Here is a 17,464-nt window from a genome sequence, read left to right as displayed (position 1 = left end):
TCTTTGCCCGGCAGGGGTTTTTTAGTACCCGCTCAAGTCAATCTTCAGCCCCAGGGTAGCACACAGCTTGTTCAGTATGTCGATGCTCACGTTGTACTTTCCGTTTTCTATCTTCGTTATGTTCTGATACGACACGCCGCTCAGCTCTGCAAGCTCACGCAACGTCAAGCCCTGCTTCTTGCGCGCCTCAGCGACAAGCGCCCCGACACGCATTCGGTTTATTTTCGATGCAGTCTCGTTGCCACCCAGCATATCAGCATGATACAGCCTCAGCCAGTCTCCGAGCTCTCTCATCGCGGCAGCAGCATCGAGCGGTGTCATGTCGTCCAATGGCTTGTACTCGACACTCTCACGGAATGCACCCTCCATGAAGATAAACACCATGTTTGTCTTTCTGTCAGCGGCGACAAGCCAGCCATCACGTTCTTGTGATGGTGAAAGGACAAAACGTTGAGGATCGTCCGGTATATCTTTGTACTCGCCGAGGCAGGTGATGTCGACATTCTTAACGTCGTCATGTGACGTAATGAACTCCGTTGCCTGCTTGTTAGACATGATGCGCTGCAGGGCGTCGGTCTGGTTCCAGGCGGCTACTTTCGCGTTGATTTCGTCTCCATCGTTGAATACTATCACTACTTTGTACTGCTTCATTTCGATTCAGAAAATTCCCTATCTTTAAACAATTCTGCAAGGCCCGACAGCTGCTTGTAACGCAGCAGCTCATCAGCGTCCATGCCTATCTCTTTCATGATCCACGCGTCGCTCATGCCGGCCTTCTTGAGCTCGCTGACGATGTTCATCATCAACTCAATCGAGTGTGACCCACGGGCGCGGTTGTGGCGAATGGTGCTCGCCATGCGGTTGCTCTTGTCCTTGTCGATGATGCTGCACGGCAGCTTTCCGCCCTCGCGCTCGTAGATGTCGCGGTGCAGCAACATGGTGGTGTAGCGGTGGTAGCCGTCAACAATCTCATACTTGCCGTTGCCGAGCGGATAGACCACAATCGGCATGGTATATCCATCCTCCTTGATGCTCTCGTAGAGCAGCTTCATCTCGGGAGGGGCAACGTGGTTGGGGTTGTAGCTGTTCGCCTGAATGTCCTCAATCGGGATTGCTTTAATATTATAAACTGGTGATTTCATAAGTCTCTATATTTTTCTTGTATTGCTTTACGTCTTTTCATCTCGTCCTTTGTCAACGAGAAACCCATGTACTTGCAGAGGTGGTCGTTTTTGATGATGCAGATGCACATGCGTTTGTAGGTCGGTATCTCCTTGAACTCCTTGATGTCGATGTCGTCGAGGTAGTCCATCCTCACGGGTTTCTTCGACGTCTTGTAGTTGGTGTGGTCGGAGACCTCGATGTTAACGCCGGCATCCCGCAGCTCCTTGATGGTCTCATCAGAGAGACAGCCGCCGCGCTCTCTCCAAAACTTGATGCTCACGCCGAGTTTGTAGAGGTAGTTCTTTCTCGTTTCCTCGGGCAGGGTGTCGAGCAGGAAGTACATATACTGCTTCCACGTGAAGTGCGCAGGCTTGGTTATCTTCTTCCATCCCATAGCGGTGGTGCCTCCGTACAGCCCCGTGAAGTTGACGCCGTTCACGCGCCCCACGAGCAGCCCCCATGTGTCGGGTTCCAGCACCTTGTAGAGCTTCAGCGCGTCCTGGGCGCAGTCGTTGAACGGTGAGGCTACACGCATTTTCGACAACGGCACACCTGCCAGGTACATGAGGTCGTACACTTTGTTGTAGTCGTAGCCGAAACGGGCGTTGGCCGTCCACACGTCCTCAACAGCCCAGTCGAACAGCGGATAGGCGTTGACCAGCTTGTCGGTGATGACGGTTGTGTAGTTCCGTCCCTTGTACTCGTTGACCGCCATCCGTCTGTTCATCGTGCGCCATCGGTTCAGCGACTCCTGCGTGCGGATGCCGATGAGGAAACACACCTTCTTGTTTGGATATACAGCCTTGCCGAACTCGATGTTAAACTCGTAGTCGCTTATCTCGTAGTCGAAATCCCACGGGAAGTTGTCCTCGTTGATTACGTGCTTCGTCGGCATAGGCCTGCACCAAATCGCCTTGTCGCTCAACTTCCACGGCTGCCAATAGGCTTGAAACATGGAGGTCGAGCACTGGGCTTTTACCGGCAGGCAGACACGGTAACCGTCCACGCCGTCCGGCAAGGAGTTGAACACCCTGTCTACATACTCGGTAGTCTTGGTGTACTGCGCCTCGTAGTCCATGTGGTACACAGCCAGCCTGCCAAGGTTGCCCGTGCGCTTTGCGTAGTCCATGGTGATTGACAGCAGCACGCCGCTGTCCTTGCCACCGCTGAACGAAACGACCACCTTGTCGAACTCGCTGAACACGAAGTCCAGACGCTTTATCAATGCTTCATATACGTTCATAAGTCATTTTTAATCTGTTCTTTTGTTGCTTTCTTGAAGTACTCGCTCATCGTGACTTTCTTGCTGATGTTGCGGTCTATCAGGCTCTCAAGCCCCACATTGCCGGTCAAGTCGTAGTAGAGGCAGTCTCGTTCCTGGCCGGTGCGGTATGTGCGCCTCGTCGACTGGGTGAGCAGCGCATAGTCCCACACCTTGTCGAAGTAGATAGTCACGTTGTAGTCTTGCAGGTTGAGGCCGAGGCTATCCTTCTGATAAGACAGCACCAGGCAGCGAGGAAAAGCCTTCTCGCACATCTCCCTGCTCTTGATGTACTTGCAGAAGATAATCGTATGCTCGGGCTCGACCTCGCTCTCGGCAAGTATTTCACGCACCTGCTCGAACTTGCTCGCGGTGCAGCAGTAGGCGTGCTGCATCTTCTGCGTCATCTCGAGGAAGATGTTGTTGTTGCGCCACTCCAGCATTTCATCAGTGAGGAACTCTTCCTTGATGCTCTGATATTCCGCGAGGCTGTCTTCATCTATGCAGTATCTGCGATAGCGGTAATTCTGCGAGATGTTGAGCTGTAGGTCTGCCCTAAACACGTAGTGGCGTATGAGCGAGTAGAGGTAATCCACGTTCTCGTAGCCCGAGATGTACTCTTTCGTGTAATACCTGTACCCGTCCGTTTTCGTGATGCGCGTTATCTCGCAGAACGTTTTCTTGAATTGCGAGAGTGTCATGTTGAGGATAAGCGGGGAAAGGAACTCCATCTGCGACCATACGTCGAGCAGGTTGCGGCTGATGGGCGTGCCGTTAAGGATGAGCTTGTACTCCACACGCCTGCCGATTTCAAGCAGCCTCATCGTGCGCTTTGCACCTGCATTCTTGATTTTGAGCGACTCGTCGACAACGACGAAGGGGCACTTGTACTTCTCCAGCTCATCTATCACCTCGAGATAGATGCGGTCGCTCTGCCCGATGCTCTCGACACCCACGAACTTGGAGGGCATCTTGAAGCCTCCCTGGTTCTCCACCTCAGCGGTGATGTGCTTCTTGCGGATAGTCTGTAACGGCCCTACCCACAGCACAAAGTCGCACGGGGAGTTGTTGACGATATCCACCGCCACCTTCGTCTTTCCCGTGCCGGCATCCATGAACAAGGCACCTACTTTCCAATCGTTGAGGTACCGCTTTGCGTCCGCTTGATACTGCAAATCTTCCATGTCTATCGTTTTAATGAATTGATTACGTTACTCTCAACAGGTGCTACCGGGAAGGGCTTTATCACCTGCGTGATGGTCTGTGCCTTTCGACGCTTCATTGAATCGTCGAAAACGCACTGCTTTCTCGGCTGAATCCCTTCCTTTCTCACAAGCCACGACGCAACCCAATAGTACGACCCGAACTTGTAATCTTTGTCAATGCCTGCAAGCTGTGATACCGGTATGCGTATTTTTCTCCCGTCTATAAGCTTCGCTGTGTAGCAGCGAGGTGAGATGAGCTTTAAGTCTGTGAGCATAATAGATGCGTATTTCATATCTCTTCGAGTTTAGGTTCCATATACGCCTTTTGGTGGTAGTAACCCACCCACACTTTGCTGGCCTCACTGGGCGAAAGCTGGCGTTGTGGCCACCCGTCGGCAGGTGCCAGCGCGAGTATCTCCTGCCGGAGTTCGGTGTTGCGCTGCTTGTTGAGGTCGAACCTCCACACGCTTGTGGGGTCGAGAAATAATTGATCAACCTGTGTCGGGCTGAAACGTGCCTCGTTGCACATCTCGACGACTGCCCAAAACCTGCCAAGCAGGTAAAACTGGTTTGTGTTGTTTTTGTCAAGTCCCATTGCTTATTTCTTTAAATCGATTATTATATTGTTCTGCTTAGGTTCAATTCTTTCGGGTATATGATGCTCGATCGACACAGCGATGAAGTCTCGCCACTCCTTTGTGACCTTGTTGACGATGAACCGCCTAATCTTAGCCTTATGCTGGAAGATGTGTGAGTAGAATGTGCTCACATATATCTCCACTCCGTTGTCCTCGAAGTGGTATCCGTCCGGCACCCTTCTCCGTGTGCGGTTCTGCTCAATCGTCACGTAGCCCTCATGGTATTCCACGCGGCGGTACTTGACGCGCTGAGCGGTGGCAAGGATTTCATTCTCTCTTAGTTGGCAGACATCCACCATTCAAATTCCTTACGGTCGTTTACCAAATATCCATCGAGCTCTTTGAGCGTCTCGTCGCTAACACGGGGCAGTATTTTGTTGCCCTGCATGGCGTAACGCGCCTGGACGGTGTAAAAGTGCCTTGTGTATGAATTTGGCATCTGCCACGAGAAGTAGGAAATCATGCGCTCTTCCTTCTCATTTTCGGGGAAAAACCCCACCTTGAGGTAGCAGTTCTTTCCGCAGGCGGTGAAGTAATCAGACTTCACCTTGTCAAGGTTCTCCATTGTGTACTTTCCGAGGTCAAACTCGATGTACTCGGTCTTGCCGTTGTGACTGTAAATTCTTACTTTCATTTCTTTAATTGATTAATGATATTATTAGTTACAGGTGATTTCTTTTCGGGCTTGTAATGCCGGATAACAACCCTCTGCATGTTGCCCTTCTCGTCGAACCAGGCCGTCTTCTTTGACGACCATTGCAGGTTCTTCTGCTGCATTATCCATGCGCTGATCCACCAGGCGTCACTCTTGACGACCTCATAGTCGCGTGCCAGCACCTGGCTTTTCGGGATTATCGCCTCGTTGCCGGCGAAGTCGACAGCCTTATAGGCCTTGTCGCTGATGCTTACAAGGCTGTCGAGCCTCACCGATACACACTTGGTCATCATTGCTTGCTGTTGAGGTTGTTGAGGCGCTCCCTGGCGGCTTTTGTTATTGCGGTGTACTCTCGCACGTCGTACTTGTAGAGAGGCACACCGAAGCCTGCTGCAAAGGCGTAACAAGCATCAAATGTTCCTTGAAACAGTACAGGCCCTTCTTCGAACTCTTTATTCAGCTCGCAAGATGAGCCCTGAGTTGCCGTTCTCACTCTCCAATCGCGCACGCAGAACCATGCGTTGCATTCCGTTGTGTAGGTGTCAATTGCTAATAAATACATAGTTTAATTTGTTAAGTTATTTGTACATCACAAAGATAAGTGAAATTTTCCTTGTACGCAAATTTGCGCACAAGATTTTTTCAAGAAAAATCATTTTTTTTCGTGGTTGCCTTCACAAGACAACCCCCTGCTCATCGCGAGTGGGGGCTGTAAAACGTTAAAATACGTGAACTAATTTGGAAATGAAATGACAAACAACTACTTTAGCATTAACAATATACATAACTATAAAAATGGATATATTTTCCATCGGCCGCCCTGCTTGTGAAAGTAGTGCGGTTTTTTATTGTGCAGGACGCTCCCTTTTCGTCGTGATGCTTAATTCATATCCGAGATGGTCGAGCAGGCGCTGTACAAGCTCGATGCTGGCAGAGTTGTACCCCTGCTCGATGTTGACTATCGTTGTTTTCGAAACGCCCGTGGCATCAGCCAGCTGACGTATGCTCATGCCGCGCTCCAGGCGCAGCGATTTTATTTTTTCGTTAATCTTCATTTCTCAACGTAATATATAGGTCTGTTCTCGTCGCTGCCACAGAATGTAGGAACGTCGAACCAATCGTTTTCTGGGTAGCAATGGGCAGTTACATTGCCCTTGCTGTCGTAGAGCACGAAGGTGTCTCGCAGCTCTTGCTCCCTGGGTTTAATGACATCGTTGTAATAGCACTTTGCTCCCTCCTTGTCGTCGCCGTAGAGCCGTGGCATGAGCACCTTGGAGTAGTGGTCGTAGGCGGTGACCAGGCTCACCTCCACCTCTCGCACCAGGGGCTCGTTAGCCCTGTCCTCGGGGTTGGTTACGAGGATAGTTTTACCGATGAGGCTTTGAGCCTTATCGAGGGTCAAGATCTGATTATTTTCAATGAGTTGTTTTGCTGTCATAATGTTGACTTAACCGTGTTGTCGAGGGCTTAATATTTTCAATTAGTTGTTAAATCACTTGACCTCCTTGTTGTCGACAAACACGCGGTGGTCTTTTGCAAGTTCTTCGATGGCGCCAGCGCTGAACCGCCAGCCTGGGTCAGAATAAAACATGTCGAAATCTTCAAGGGTTTCGGCGTCGTAGTAAACACCATAACGCTTAATGCGATTAAAGTCAGATTTGCTGATTTCGTGTGTCAACACGAAAATGCCGTCTTTCGGGCAGGGGCGCGTCAGCGCTATGCTCGTCAAATCTTCATCGTGCTGCTGGCTCTCGCACTTGAAGTAAATAGCTCCGTTGGCTATGTTAGCTTTCCTAACTCTTTGCTGCTCGCGGCGACGGAGCACTGGCTCAGCAATTCTCCGGAGTGCTGGCATGTCGCTTTTTTTAACAGTGTAATCGCACCTGTAGTCGTGCTGGTCCCTGCTCGCGAAGTATTTATAAACTTCATGTTCGCTTGCTGCGTATGCAGCTTCAAACATGTCACACATTTCGCGAGCTTCGTCATTAAAACATGCCAAAGCCCCACCCTCTTTGTCGTCTACGTCCCAACCACTTATTGAGGGGGAACCACAGTAGACGAATATTATTAACTCACTGAAGTCATAGGCGTTAGCCTTTGCCCTCTCGGCTTCAATCCCCGCTTCGATGAGAGATTTATATTCCTCAGCGAAGTCCTTGTCAAGCCTGATGACAACCTTTCTTTTGCCCTCGTATTTTACCCCGAGAGCCTCATATTCTTTCTTCGTCACCAGTTCGACAACTGGAATCCACATCTCGCCAATCCTTGCATATCGTAACCAAACCGTGTCCCACATGCCATCTATTTTCATCTTCGCCTGGACGTAAGATGAGTTTCCGGTGCCGTGTTTGGCCGCCCTCTCGAGGTCGTACAGAGTAGGCTCGCAAAACCTTACTTCATACTCACTCCCGTTTTTTGTAATTGCTTTCATAACTGTTGTTTTTAGTTGTTAGTATTCTTAAATCTTACATTGCAAATATAGCCCTTTATTTTTAATTGTACAAATATTTTGGTACACTTTTTGGCGAAAATTTACTTTTTAACGTTTATTGGAAATTCATCCGTGATACAAAGAAAAAACGCTGACCACCCTCACGGGCAAGCAGCGCTTCATCTAATTAACCTAAACAACTATTATGAAAAAACTACCTGATAATCTTCTTGACCTTCAAAATCCCGTACACGCCACCACCTATGAGCAGCAGTGCCACAGCAGCAAGCAGCCAGCCGCCGAGGTTCATCTTCAAGCGCTGCCACCGTGTGAGCTGCTTCTCGACCTCCTTAATCTCTGTCTTGGTGATTGTCACAGGTCGCTCTACTACACGATTGGAGTGCACCGTGTCGCAGCGGTAAACCACGCGCGAGTTGTCGATGTAGCGCACCGCGTTGTGGTACACCGTGTCGCCTTTGACGTACATGTACACGCTGTCGCGCGTGTAGCTGTGCAGGGTGTCGTGGCGCACCTGGTAGCGGTATACGGTCGTTGTGTCGTGCACGTATGCCGGCACCTGCTCCAGCACCCTGGTCGTCCTGCACGAGCACATGAGCAGCAGCGTTGCAACTGCTGCGATGATGAGGGCGGTGACGCCTGCACGCCTTTCATGCTTCCTCCTGTTGTACTCTTTCATTGCACTAAGGATTAAGTCCTGGTTTGTACTTCCCGCGCACGCAGGTGAGGCGGTTACGGCGGTTCCGGGGTCCATATGACACGTGTATCCAGTCGGGGCCTCCCTTGCGGTCGGGGTACTCGTTGATGACCTGATCGTAGGGCAACCCAAGCTCAATGATGAGGTCAAGCAGCTTGCGGTTGTCCTCCGGGCGGTCGCTCACGGTGTGGATGTCGGCTGCCTGGCCGATTACGTGCTGGCTCGATGCAGCCCCGTGCACGGCCTTGTTGAGCTGCGGGCTACGGTAGCCGCTGGTCACGATGATGGGCGCGCCCCAGGCCTCGCGCAACGGGTCGAGAATGTGCTCGACCAGGGCGGTGAGGTTGGCCTTGACGGCCTCGGTGGGCTCGTTGTTAATTCCGAGGCGTTTTGCTGTTGCGCTGCGCGTGAGTTCGCGCATGGTGAAATACTTCATGATTGTTTGTGTTTGTGCTGCTGAGGCCCGCTCTCCTCGTTAACAGCGGTTGTGTCTTCGCCTGAGCGGCGGCTGTTGAGCACCTCTTCGAGCTCGTCGCGGTCAATGTCGAGGTGCCTTGCTGTCTTGTCGACCATGACGTTTTGCAGCAGCTTGGCCCATCGGGCGCCGTTGCAGCTGCTCATGTTCTCGAGGATGGACCAACCCTGCCAAAATATCACGCCCCCTGCGCTCAGCTTGAGCGCATCGAATGGCATCGAACTGGTGACGTACATGTGCAGGTAGTAAGCGAAAATAAGCAGGGCGTAGACCTCCATGAGCGTCACGATTGTCTCTCCGAAGTGGTGCGACTTGAGTTTTGCCGTGTCGGGGTTGGTCAGCCTCGGCAGCACCTTGCGTGCCCTGCGTGCGAGCATCAAGGCGCTGAGGCAGTCGGCCAGCACGGCTGCGGTGCACAGCAGCACGTATGGCAGAGTAGGTGCCAGTGCGGTAGCAAGGGCCCCGAAAAGCGTGAAAAACACTCGTCTTATGTTTTCGATGTTCATTTTATAGTCAATATTTTGTTTTTACTACTTAAATAGTTAATTTTTTATCATCACTTAGTCCTTGAATTTAACCTTCATGTAAAATGGGTGACGTGTGTTGCCAACATTGTACGTTGCCCCTACACGCACTATTTCTACCTCGTTCGTGTCGTTGTTGATGGCGAACACGTTAAACACATCTTGAGATGCACCCCACCCACCGTTCGTCGGAAGGTCTCGTTGGTACGCATAACCAGCACACGCGCATGAGATATTCATGTGCAGTTGCTTGTGTGTAGTGCCTGTGTTATATCCGATGCGGTCACGATGCGTGTGACCACTCAAAAACGCTACAAAAGTGCCCTTCGCGGTTGAGAAGTCTGCCGATATGGTGTAGCTACTCCCATTCAAATTTGTTACGCTAATGTTACCCGTTGTAGTCCGTCCTATAAATGCGTCAATAAGCTTTGTAAGCAAGTCGCCAGTTTGCAGCCGCTCTGTTTTAGCACTGTCGTCATACTTCATCGTTTGCTCAAAGAACTCAGTGTTCCCTGCAATCGGGTCAATTGGCACTTCCATTTGATGCATCGCAATCAGTATGTTATTACCAGACGGCACATTTTTAAGCGTGTCAATAATCCACTGCGCCTGCGTTTGGCTGATGTTATATCCCGAACGTGCAAGGTTGTCGTACTGGTCAATACATATAATAACAGTATTGTCGAGTGTAATGCTATAATATGAGGCTGAATTATTAACTATGCCGGAAGGTAAAGTAACCCCTATCCTTTTGAGCCAAGCATTTAAATTTACGTGAAAAGTTTTAAAATCGCCTCCATAGCACACATCATGATTACCTGTAGTCAGTGCCCATTTTCCGCCATAATTATATAGCTCTTTAAATGCCCAAGCCCAACCATCGTGCGTTGTCTGCGCAACTGTATCTCCAGTGATAATTGGTGTTATATATCCATTATGATTAAACGCGCCGCAAAAATCAAGGAAGTCACGCATCCGGTAAACATCACCATGGAAGTCACTTGCATGAGCAAAGATATGCCGGCGTGTTGATGAAGTCGACGAGGTTGATTTCATTGATATACCTCGTATTAGCTTTTCTTGCTCGTAGTTACGCGAAAACACGTCGCCTGACTTTGAGAAGTACATTATCTTGATTTCACCATTTTTTATCAAATTTTCAATGTCATTATAGCTTGGATAAGTGTTGTAGTTACTACCATAATAAAATTCAGCCCTATACATGCATGGTTGCGCGGGATATCCATCTTTCCCTGCTGGTCCAGTAGGAAATGTGAAAGAGGCGCCGTTAGCGATGCCTGTAACAGCATTTTCGTAAGAATAAGAGTCTGTATCGTTTGGAAGATTAATACGATAGCCGCTATACATATTCATGCGAAGATTGTCCGGCAACTTAACGTGCATTGTAATTGGGTATTCTGGAATTATCATCGTATCGCTGCAAGCAGGCGCGTCGTCTTGAAACACGAAGTGACCAGTGGATTGGTCGATTACCCCGTTAGCAATAGGTAGCAGAGCAAGTTCCCTCCATACTCCTTTGACATTGCCATTATAATTGCTGCCAAGATGCATGCCAATCGGGTAGGCCTCCTTTCCATCATTGCCTTTTAGCCTAATTATTTTTGCCATATTATATCTCCTTTAATGCGTTGAAATTATCAACGCTGTTGATAATATTGATTTTTCCAAAAAATGTCAGCCGTGTGCCTACATTAGAGTTAGACGAGCTGTATAGATTACCAGTCACATTGAATGCTCCACTTCTTGTGTACTGTTCTGTTGTTGATAACATGCCTGTACGGTAACACCACTGTGACGTAGCATAAGTTCCTCCTGTTTGATACACACTTGTACCTTGCTGCCAGTATTTCGAAAATGAGGCATCGTCAACTGTCTGTATATCGTCAATTTCGCTTGGCGTGAAGTTGACGTCATGACCAATCAACAGCCTTTTAATTGGAGCGTCCTTGTCGTTGAGGTATGTTGAAGTTGGATAGATAAAAGTCTTAACGCTGCCATCGAGGTCTCTGTTAGTGTATAGATTGTTAGACGCCGTCTCATTAAGCGTATCAGTAACATATGTTGGCACTGTCAAGCCTTCTACTCCCATAAAATTTTGAGCACCATTTGCATCAGCCGCAGAATCTGACATTCCAAGTGATAGTGTGTCTCCAGTCATTGCTCCAGCTTGATAGTTAGTTGCATAACCTATTGCAGATTGAAAATGATGCTTGCCATAGGCAAATAAGCACAACATCTTGAGCACATTTGCCCACGTGAGAGCCATGCCACCGAAACCTGTGCCACGAGCAGCAAACTTTTGAGCTAATTGATTTCGTGGGAAAGATTCTCTCGTTGACACTCCGCTCCTGCTCACCACTTGATTGCCAGTAAAGAAAGCACCGATGAGACGCTTGTCCCCGTCGAACTTAATCCAATCCGACCCAATCTTTGACATGCTTAACCCAATCTTCCACACATTAGTGCTCGTCTCTTCAGAATGATAGTAGAAAACAGGCAATTTGACAAACACATCGTTTTGTGAAGTTGGTGCTTCTGAACCATCAAGAAACTTTGCTGAATTTGTGTCATCAAGTTGTATGATTGTTTCAACACCATCAGCAGTTCGCTTGCCCATGTAACGATGCGTCAGCGCACGTATGGCTTGATAGGCCTTACCGTTGAAGTCACCTGTTATCTTTACCACATCTCCGTCGGTGTAGGACTGGTCGATGGTGATATAGTCTACAAAGGCTCCACGTGTCACCTTGCCGAGATTGATTGCTGAAAAATCAGCATCCTTGTTTATGATTGCTAATCCTGCCATAATTATATTTCGCTTACTATATCATAGTTAATACTTGGATTTCCCCCGCTGCTCATCAGCAGAGATTTAAGATGTTCACTCACTTTTGCCGCGTCAAGCCCGTTTTCGTCATATTTGAGCGCCACATTGTCGTTGCTGTCGGCAATGTAGAACCCATTGTCGGCCACCTTTGCCACCTCTTTGATACCAATGTCATAGGTGTAACCATCCACGTTTAATTGTTTTATTTTGCTCATATTTCAGTCCTCCGATTTAATGAGATAAATTGTTCCAGGTTCGATAGCATCAGGCATTTTGTCAACAACCTTGATGTTTGCGCCTCCGCCTCCAGACGTAATTGACACATCTCCTTGGCCGAGCAGCGACTGCCCGTTAACAGTTTTGATATTATAGCCGCTTACCAGCTTGTCTTGCTTGTCGTTGACCACTGTTGCGAGGTTGTTGATGCGCGTTATCACCCCACTCACAGTGTCGCCCACTTGCTCTTTGAGTTCATCAGCCGCGGCATCAATCTCTTGCTTGCTGTACATATTGTCGAGCTTATTCTTGTCGGCAGCAGTCATAATGCCGCTATGGCTGTCTGTTGCTATCGGCACACTCACGGTTATGGCATCGTAGCCCTTCTGCTTGATGGTCAAGGTTGCCGTACTGCTCTTAGCGTCGAACGAAACGCTCTGCAACACAGAGTTGGCAATGTCTGTCTGCATGTTCTCCAATTTCGTCTTTGCAGCAGCAAAAATCAGGTCTCGCAGCACGGAATAGGCTATTTTCCTGCCTCCAGCAACCTCAAAACAATCGCTGTCAGACAACGTCTGCACGCCTGTCAGCTGCCCGATGCTCCTGCTGTTCGTCTTGATTGACGACAGCACTGCATTGATGACGGATTGTAATTCCTGCTCAGTCATAATTAATTATATTTCGCGGTTAATATTCTCTGTTGTACTGATGTCAGCACTACGGTAAATCTTATCTGCATTCACATCGTCGATGCGACGTATTACAGCCTGGTTTAGATCCTCGATAGTGGGGTTAATGAACTGTGCCTTGCGCAGCACCTGCGTAAACACGAAGCTGTCTAAGCCGTCAATGAGGGTGTTGAGGCTCGGCACCTCGGTCTCGTTGCGCACATAACGCACCCCGTTGAAGTACACATACGAGCATGTAAGCAGCCTGTTGAGCATCTCACCGTACCATACAGGCACACCAAGTGCACCGCCCAACGTGAAGGTCTTGGTGAGGTAATCGCTCGCATACAACTCTATCAAGTCCTCGCGCTGCGTGTTGAACTGCTCATTCGACACGCCGAAGCCCCAACCGCTGTCCTTGAAGCCGCCAGGCACACGGAAATCGAAGAAGTAAATATAGTTGTCGATGACCGACACCACGTCCTCGCGCTGCTTGTTGTCTTTGAAGCGGTACTGGATGAGCGTGGTCTTGCCCAGCACTGCGGCATCGTCGGTGATACGGAACTCGTCGCTGGTCTTGTCGCCAACCGTAACGGTGTAGTGCCCGAACGACATGCCCGTGAGAACTGCGAAGTACAACACTTTCTCGCTGTTCATCTCCCACCTCATGAACTCGATCGCGCTCAACGAAGCACCCGTGTGCGCGTTGTTGAGGCTGGCAGCGGGCGCGGCGTCTCCCTTACCTGCAATCACCTGTATCATGATGTGGTCAGTCGGAGCCCACACTTGTACGTAGCGCGATGGCAGCCCGTCGGAGGTGTTTGCCTCGGGGAAATGCAGCGGTGTGAACGGACTTATATTCATAGCGTTGTTATCTCTTTAACGATTAGTTTGTAATCTACTCCGTTGAGGCGGCCAAACCTGCATTCCGCCTCCTTGATGAAGCCTTTGTACCTGTACCCGTTGTAGTCAAACTGCACCAGGGCGTTAAGGTCGTCGGGCAATGCCATGTCGTCGGTGGACAACTCTATCTCGACAGCGGTGAACAAGTTCTCCCCTGCATCGATGGCCACGTTAGCAAGACTGTTGTTGCCGTCGCTCGAAGTCATGACAAGCGTCAGCTCCTTGCCGTTTCCAAGCACCGAGATGAAGCCCTTGTTGTTCTTCACGCACACGCTCGGGTTGTACACATCATTGTTTTTCGGCAGGTAGCTGTTGACGCCCGTTGAGGCGTTCGAGGTGTAATTGATGAAGAACACATCCTCATCTGCCTTGTCGTCGGTTGTCTCGCTCTCACTCTTGCGCGCAGTGAACTCGATGCCGTAACTGTCTGCACGATACTTGCTGATGAGCGACAGCTTCTTGTCGGTGAGCGAGTAGCCGGTCGAGTAGTAGTTGGTGAAGTTCTTCTCCAGCCGGCCGTCAATCTCGCCGTACTCCTTCTTGGAATACCCTGCCTCAACGGTTGAATAGATGAGGTCGTCGACAATGCTCAGTTTCAAGTCATTGAAATTTTCTATCTTCTTCGACACGCTGTCGGTAAAAACAGCAGACCGGTGCAGGAACTGCAACCCATTATCGACAACGCGGTAGGTGTAGCCGAACACCGCTTCCATCCAGTCCGAGAAGTTCTTAAAGGTGCTGTACACCTTTGCATCGCTTATCTGTCTCAGCTCCTCTCCAGGCAACAGCAGGGTGCTTGCGAGCAGTCCGGCCTCGTCGTCAACGATAGATACCTCCGTGTCCTTGCCCGTGATGCTCTTCACGATGCGCGTGATGAGCTGCAAGGGTTTGATGCAACGACATGACCGCGTTGTGCGCACTGGCTCTGACCAGCTTGCAGTCATCGAAGCATTGCTAAGATACAGCGTGCTGCCGGTGATGCGCAGACACACATAAGCCCCGTTGTTGCCGGCAGGAAGCGGGACGGTCACTGAGCCGAAGTAGCCGTGTATCCCGAGGTTAATGCTGCGGTCTTGGTAGTAGTTGGCAGCCTTGCCCTTGTTTATCCATCGCGAGTTTTGATACTCGTAGATGTCGTTGCTGTCCCAATAGTTTTTGCTGGTGTAGTCCGTGACACTTCCTACAACACCGAAGATGCCGTTATGCTCGCTTGTCAATGTGCCGAAACGCGATGCAGCAGCATCTTTCAGCTCTTGCAAGGTGCCAAACACGTTCTCCTTGTCGCTGTTGACAAGGATATTTACCAGCTGCCCGTGCAACAGCTGTGTCTGAATGTCGTCGCAGGTGAGATAACCATGGCTCTTTATGATGTCTGATGCAGTGCCCTCGGCAGGCAATCCGGTTATCACCTCAAGGTACGATACGGGCATGTCACTGCCGTAGGACGCTCCTTTGGCAGCAGGGCAGAAATAGCAACGCACGGTGCCCAACAAGTCAACCTTGAGGCTCAGCCCGCTCTGCTTGACGTTGGCAAAGGCACGGTACACCGAGCCATAGCCGGGGTCGGCAATCTCGCTGCAAGGCTCGATGTAGTCCTTGCTGATGATTTGCGATGAGTTGGTGTTGAGCAGGGCTGTCACAAAGCCAGTTGGGTTGTTGGTCACAGGGAATGTGTAGCAGGCGTAACTTGACAGCTCAACGCGCGATATGTTGACACGCGTGGTGTCGAAGCTGCTGACCGGGTACTCGTACTTCTGCGACTTCTTGCTCTTCAACAGCGAGGCGAGGGCGTTGTCCATCGCGTTGATGGTCAACATCCCGTTTTCAACCTCGATCGTCGAGAAGTCGAGCGTTGACTCATACTGCTTCTCCCATTCATGCGTGTTGGTGATCGTATATACCGCGATACTTGCCGATGCCTTGAAGCCGTCGGAGAGGAACAGCTCCCACAGCAAGTCCTTAATCTTGCCAACAAAGACGAACTCGGTCGAGAACGATCGCATCACGCCCGAGTAGTCGGTGCGCTTGAGCGAGAACGCTATCTCGTCCCAGTTCTTCAAGCAGTCATCCGTTACGACGTGCTCGGTGGAACCTGTTGTCAGTATATACTTCGTTAGCATATACCAAAGTTAACCGTCAATTCAGTCGACTTGCCAAATTGTCAAAATCTTGACGCCTTAGATAAGCACTGAAAAGACGGTAACTTGTTGACAGTTAAATGATATGTACAATCACTAAATCTACCTTTCGCGTGTGCATCACTGCACCATGTCGCTCGGGCACATCAGCACGTCGCCTGCGATGTAGTCATGTGGGAATATGGCCTGCATTGTCCTGGCGAGGACAGTTGCTTTCTTGTTTAGCTCAAGCACGCCCTTGCCCTCCTCGTTGACTACCATTATCATGTCTGAGCCGATGTCGATGATTTCTATCAACCCATCTACAAACCCTTGCAGCTCTTCAAGCGTGAAGTCGCTGCCGTTGTCAGGTTGCACCTTTTGCACGCTGCCGTCAGTCTTTAAAATCATCGCTCCTTTTTTCATACGGCCATTGCAATGAAGTTCTCAACTCGGAATGAACGGAAGGCCTGCTTCTTGGTGTCCCAGTAACACATGGTGCCGAAGTTGGGCGCTTTTTTGCAGCCCTTTCGGGAAGTGATGCCGGCAGGAAGATTGCAGAGGGTGCCGTAGGCAACTCGGGCACTGCCGTCCACTTTCTCAAAGTAGAACTTGACCACACCGTGTCGCATCAGCTTGGCAAGGCGGTAAAGCTGCCAGGCTTTCTTGAGGGCTGCACTCCATGATGTGGTGGCGGTGGTCTTGAAAATGTGGTGTGCAAAGAACATCACTCTCATGCGGAAATTTACATTGCTTGTAATCATAGTAGAAATGAATTAAATGTTTGACTTATAGTTTATTATTGTACCATAAAGATAACTTATAATAACGAATAACGCAAATTTATGAACTTCAAAATGCAGCCTTCCAACTCTTTTTAACGTAAGGAGTAGACCGATTTCGATAGCATCTTCCGCGCGTCGTGAATGCGCCGCTTGACCGTGCCGAGGGGCACGCTTCTCGCGGTCGCTATCTCTTGCAGCGAGTACCCCCTTGCAAAGTCCATGAGGGTGCCTACAGCCACCGAGCGACGCTCCATGTCGCCCACTGCTGTGAGGATGTCGTCAACGATAGCACGCTGGTCGGCCTCGACACCTCCGGGCTCGTTCCATTCACCAAGTGGCTGCGTGCAGGTGGTGCTGAGCCTATGCCTTTCGTTCAAGAAAAGATTGCGCATGATTGCACGGCACCACGCAAGCAGAGGTCGGCCATCGTACCGGTCGCGGGCCTCAAGGGCTCTCATCACTGTGTCAGCAGCGAGGTCGTGTGCCCTCCCGTCGTGGTAGTACTGCCTCCTGGCTATCGCCAAGAGCGCATAGTAGGCCTCCACGATTGCTCTGTCAAAGTCCACGGCTCAAGAGTAGCATTTGCCGGGCGCTGCGTTTCATCTGCCCGATAAGCAGGTCAATTCTCCTTTCTCTCTCAAGCATCGCCTTGATGTGGTCGATGTCCCGTTGCGCTGCTCGCATGTCGCCGCGCAATCTGCGCAATTCACGTTGTGTTTTGTTCATGATTTAGATTGTGTGTTTCTTGTATTGTGCGGTGCAAAGTTATTTGCGCCATGTGCACATTTCGTACACATCAACCTAAAATTGTGCAAAAAAGAGGGACGCAGATAAAAACCCGCGCCCCTCTGAGACACAA

Annotated in this window: 26 protein-coding genes; all 26 read right to left on the bottom strand. The window is 50.0% G+C overall.

The window, feature by feature from the left end:
- Nucleotides 1-21 precede the first annotated feature (21 nt).
- The 26 genes from GF423_RS09060 to GF423_RS08935 all read right to left on the bottom strand — a co-directional run bounded on the left by GF423_RS09060 (nt 22) and on the right by GF423_RS08935 (nt 17,331).
- Nucleotides 22-651: a helix-turn-helix domain-containing protein gene (locus GF423_RS09060; RefSeq protein ID WP_154328049.1), complete on the bottom strand. Its 630-nt coding sequence runs from the start codon at nt 649-651 to the stop codon at nt 22-24.
- Complete coding sequence (locus tag GF423_RS09055) at nt 648-1,142, bottom strand: IbrB-like domain-containing protein (RefSeq protein ID WP_154328048.1); 495 nt, start codon at nt 1,140-1,142, stop codon at nt 648-650. Before GF423_RS09055 ends, GF423_RS09060 begins: the two co-directional genes overlap by 4 nt.
- Nucleotides 1,139-2,407 (bottom strand): DUF3440 domain-containing protein, encoded by a 1,269-nt coding sequence (locus GF423_RS09050; RefSeq protein WP_154328047.1) that lies wholly within the window; start codon nt 2,405-2,407, stop codon nt 1,139-1,141. Before GF423_RS09050 ends, GF423_RS09055 begins: the two co-directional genes overlap by 4 nt.
- Nucleotides 2,404-3,609, bottom strand: coding sequence for a DEAD/DEAH box helicase (locus GF423_RS09045; RefSeq protein WP_154328046.1), 1,206 nt, complete (start codon nt 3,607-3,609; stop codon nt 2,404-2,406). Before GF423_RS09045 ends, GF423_RS09050 begins: the two co-directional genes overlap by 4 nt.
- A gap of 2 nt (nt 3,610-3,611) precedes the next feature.
- On the bottom strand, nt 3,612-3,923 hold the full coding sequence (locus GF423_RS09040) for a hypothetical protein (RefSeq protein ID WP_154328045.1): 312 nt from the start codon (nt 3,921-3,923) through the stop codon (nt 3,612-3,614).
- Nucleotides 3,920-4,225, bottom strand: a complete 306-nt coding sequence (locus GF423_RS09035; RefSeq protein ID WP_154328044.1) for a hypothetical protein — start codon at nt 4,223-4,225, stop codon at nt 3,920-3,922. Before GF423_RS09035 ends, GF423_RS09040 begins: the two co-directional genes overlap by 4 nt.
- 3 nt (nt 4,226-4,228) lie before the next feature.
- Nucleotides 4,229-4,567, bottom strand: a complete 339-nt coding sequence (locus GF423_RS09030; RefSeq protein ID WP_154328043.1) for a hypothetical protein — start codon at nt 4,565-4,567, stop codon at nt 4,229-4,231.
- Nucleotides 4,546-4,902 carry a hypothetical protein gene (locus GF423_RS09025; protein ID WP_154328042.1) on the bottom strand — a complete coding sequence of 119 codons (357 nt, stop codon included), beginning with the start codon at nt 4,900-4,902 and terminating at the stop codon, nt 4,546-4,548. The genes GF423_RS09030 and GF423_RS09025 overlap by 22 nt, the downstream gene beginning before the upstream one ends.
- Nucleotides 4,899-5,216: a hypothetical protein gene (locus GF423_RS09020; protein WP_154328041.1), complete on the bottom strand. Its 318-nt coding sequence runs from the start codon at nt 5,214-5,216 to the stop codon at nt 4,899-4,901. The genes GF423_RS09025 and GF423_RS09020 overlap by 4 nt, the downstream gene beginning before the upstream one ends.
- Nucleotides 5,213-5,485 carry a hypothetical protein gene (locus tag GF423_RS09015; protein WP_154328040.1) on the bottom strand — a complete coding sequence of 91 codons (273 nt, stop codon included), beginning with the start codon at nt 5,483-5,485 and terminating at the stop codon, nt 5,213-5,215. The genes GF423_RS09020 and GF423_RS09015 overlap by 4 nt, the downstream gene beginning before the upstream one ends.
- A gap of 283 nt (nt 5,486-5,768) precedes the next feature.
- The gene (locus GF423_RS09010) at nt 5,769-5,978 is read right to left on the bottom strand and encodes a helix-turn-helix domain-containing protein (RefSeq protein WP_154328039.1); all 210 of its coding nucleotides are present in this window, start codon (nt 5,976-5,978) and stop codon (nt 5,769-5,771) included.
- Nucleotides 5,975-6,361: a hypothetical protein gene (locus GF423_RS09005; protein WP_154328038.1), complete on the bottom strand. Its 387-nt coding sequence runs from the start codon at nt 6,359-6,361 to the stop codon at nt 5,975-5,977. Before GF423_RS09005 ends, GF423_RS09010 begins: the two co-directional genes overlap by 4 nt.
- Nucleotides 6,362-6,415: 54 nt before the next feature.
- Nucleotides 6,416-7,354 (bottom strand): hypothetical protein, encoded by a 939-nt coding sequence (locus tag GF423_RS09000; RefSeq protein ID WP_154328037.1) that lies wholly within the window; start codon nt 7,352-7,354, stop codon nt 6,416-6,418.
- 214 nt (nt 7,355-7,568) lie between these two features.
- Nucleotides 7,569-8,051, bottom strand: coding sequence for a hypothetical protein (locus GF423_RS08995; protein WP_154328036.1), 483 nt, complete (start codon nt 8,049-8,051; stop codon nt 7,569-7,571).
- Nucleotides 8,052-8,055: 4 nt separating this feature from the next.
- Nucleotides 8,056-8,505, bottom strand: coding sequence for a D-Ala-D-Ala carboxypeptidase family metallohydrolase (locus GF423_RS08990; protein ID WP_154328035.1), 450 nt, complete (start codon nt 8,503-8,505; stop codon nt 8,056-8,058).
- On the bottom strand, nt 8,502-9,050 hold the full coding sequence (locus GF423_RS08985; RefSeq protein ID WP_154328034.1) for a hypothetical protein: 549 nt from the start codon (nt 9,048-9,050) through the stop codon (nt 8,502-8,504). Before GF423_RS08985 ends, GF423_RS08990 begins: the two co-directional genes overlap by 4 nt.
- A 54-nt stretch (nt 9,051-9,104) precedes the next feature.
- Nucleotides 9,105-10,697, bottom strand: a complete 1,593-nt coding sequence (locus tag GF423_RS08980; protein WP_154328033.1) for a metallophosphoesterase family protein — start codon at nt 10,695-10,697, stop codon at nt 9,105-9,107.
- A 1-nt stretch (nt 10,698) separates the two neighbouring features.
- Nucleotides 10,699-11,895 (bottom strand): hypothetical protein, encoded by a 1,197-nt coding sequence (locus GF423_RS08975; protein WP_154328032.1) that lies wholly within the window; start codon nt 11,893-11,895, stop codon nt 10,699-10,701.
- 2 nt (nt 11,896-11,897) lie between these two features.
- Entirely contained in the window at nt 11,898-12,131 is a 234-nt protein-coding gene (locus GF423_RS08970) for a hypothetical protein (protein WP_154328031.1), read from the bottom strand.
- Between the two features lie 3 nt (nt 12,132-12,134).
- Nucleotides 12,135-12,800 (bottom strand): hypothetical protein, encoded by a 666-nt coding sequence (locus GF423_RS08965; protein ID WP_154328030.1) that lies wholly within the window; start codon nt 12,798-12,800, stop codon nt 12,135-12,137.
- Nucleotides 12,801-12,806: 6 nt separating this feature from the next.
- Nucleotides 12,807-13,664 (bottom strand): early set domain-containing protein, encoded by an 858-nt coding sequence (locus tag GF423_RS08960; RefSeq protein WP_154328029.1) that lies wholly within the window; start codon nt 13,662-13,664, stop codon nt 12,807-12,809.
- Nucleotides 13,661-15,823, bottom strand: a complete 2,163-nt coding sequence (locus GF423_RS08955; protein ID WP_154328028.1) for a hypothetical protein — start codon at nt 15,821-15,823, stop codon at nt 13,661-13,663. Before GF423_RS08955 ends, GF423_RS08960 begins: the two co-directional genes overlap by 4 nt.
- Nucleotides 15,824-15,961: 138 nt before the next feature.
- Entirely contained in the window at nt 15,962-16,231 is a 270-nt protein-coding gene (locus GF423_RS08950) for a DUF3846 domain-containing protein (RefSeq protein ID WP_154328027.1), read from the bottom strand.
- Nucleotides 16,232-16,242: 11 nt separating this feature from the next.
- The gene (locus tag GF423_RS08945) at nt 16,243-16,584 is read right to left on the bottom strand and encodes an SH3 beta-barrel fold-containing protein (RefSeq protein WP_154538129.1); all 342 of its coding nucleotides are present in this window, start codon (nt 16,582-16,584) and stop codon (nt 16,243-16,245) included.
- Nucleotides 16,585-16,697: 113 nt separating this feature from the next.
- Nucleotides 16,698-17,150, bottom strand: coding sequence for an RNA polymerase sigma factor (locus GF423_RS08940; RefSeq protein ID WP_154538131.1), 453 nt, complete (start codon nt 17,148-17,150; stop codon nt 16,698-16,700).
- A 10-nt stretch (nt 17,151-17,160) separates the two neighbouring features.
- Entirely contained in the window at nt 17,161-17,331 is a 171-nt protein-coding gene (locus GF423_RS08935) for a hypothetical protein (protein WP_154328025.1), read from the bottom strand.
- Nucleotides 17,332-17,464: the final 133 nt, after the last annotated feature.

The sequence above is a fragment of the Sodaliphilus pleomorphus genome, from assembly GCF_009676955.1.
GTDB classification, from domain to species: Bacteria; Bacteroidota; Bacteroidia; order Bacteroidales; family Muribaculaceae; genus Sodaliphilus; species Sodaliphilus pleomorphus.
Note: the sequence above shows the minus strand (reverse complement) of the source record. Positions and strands in the feature narration are given on the sequence as shown.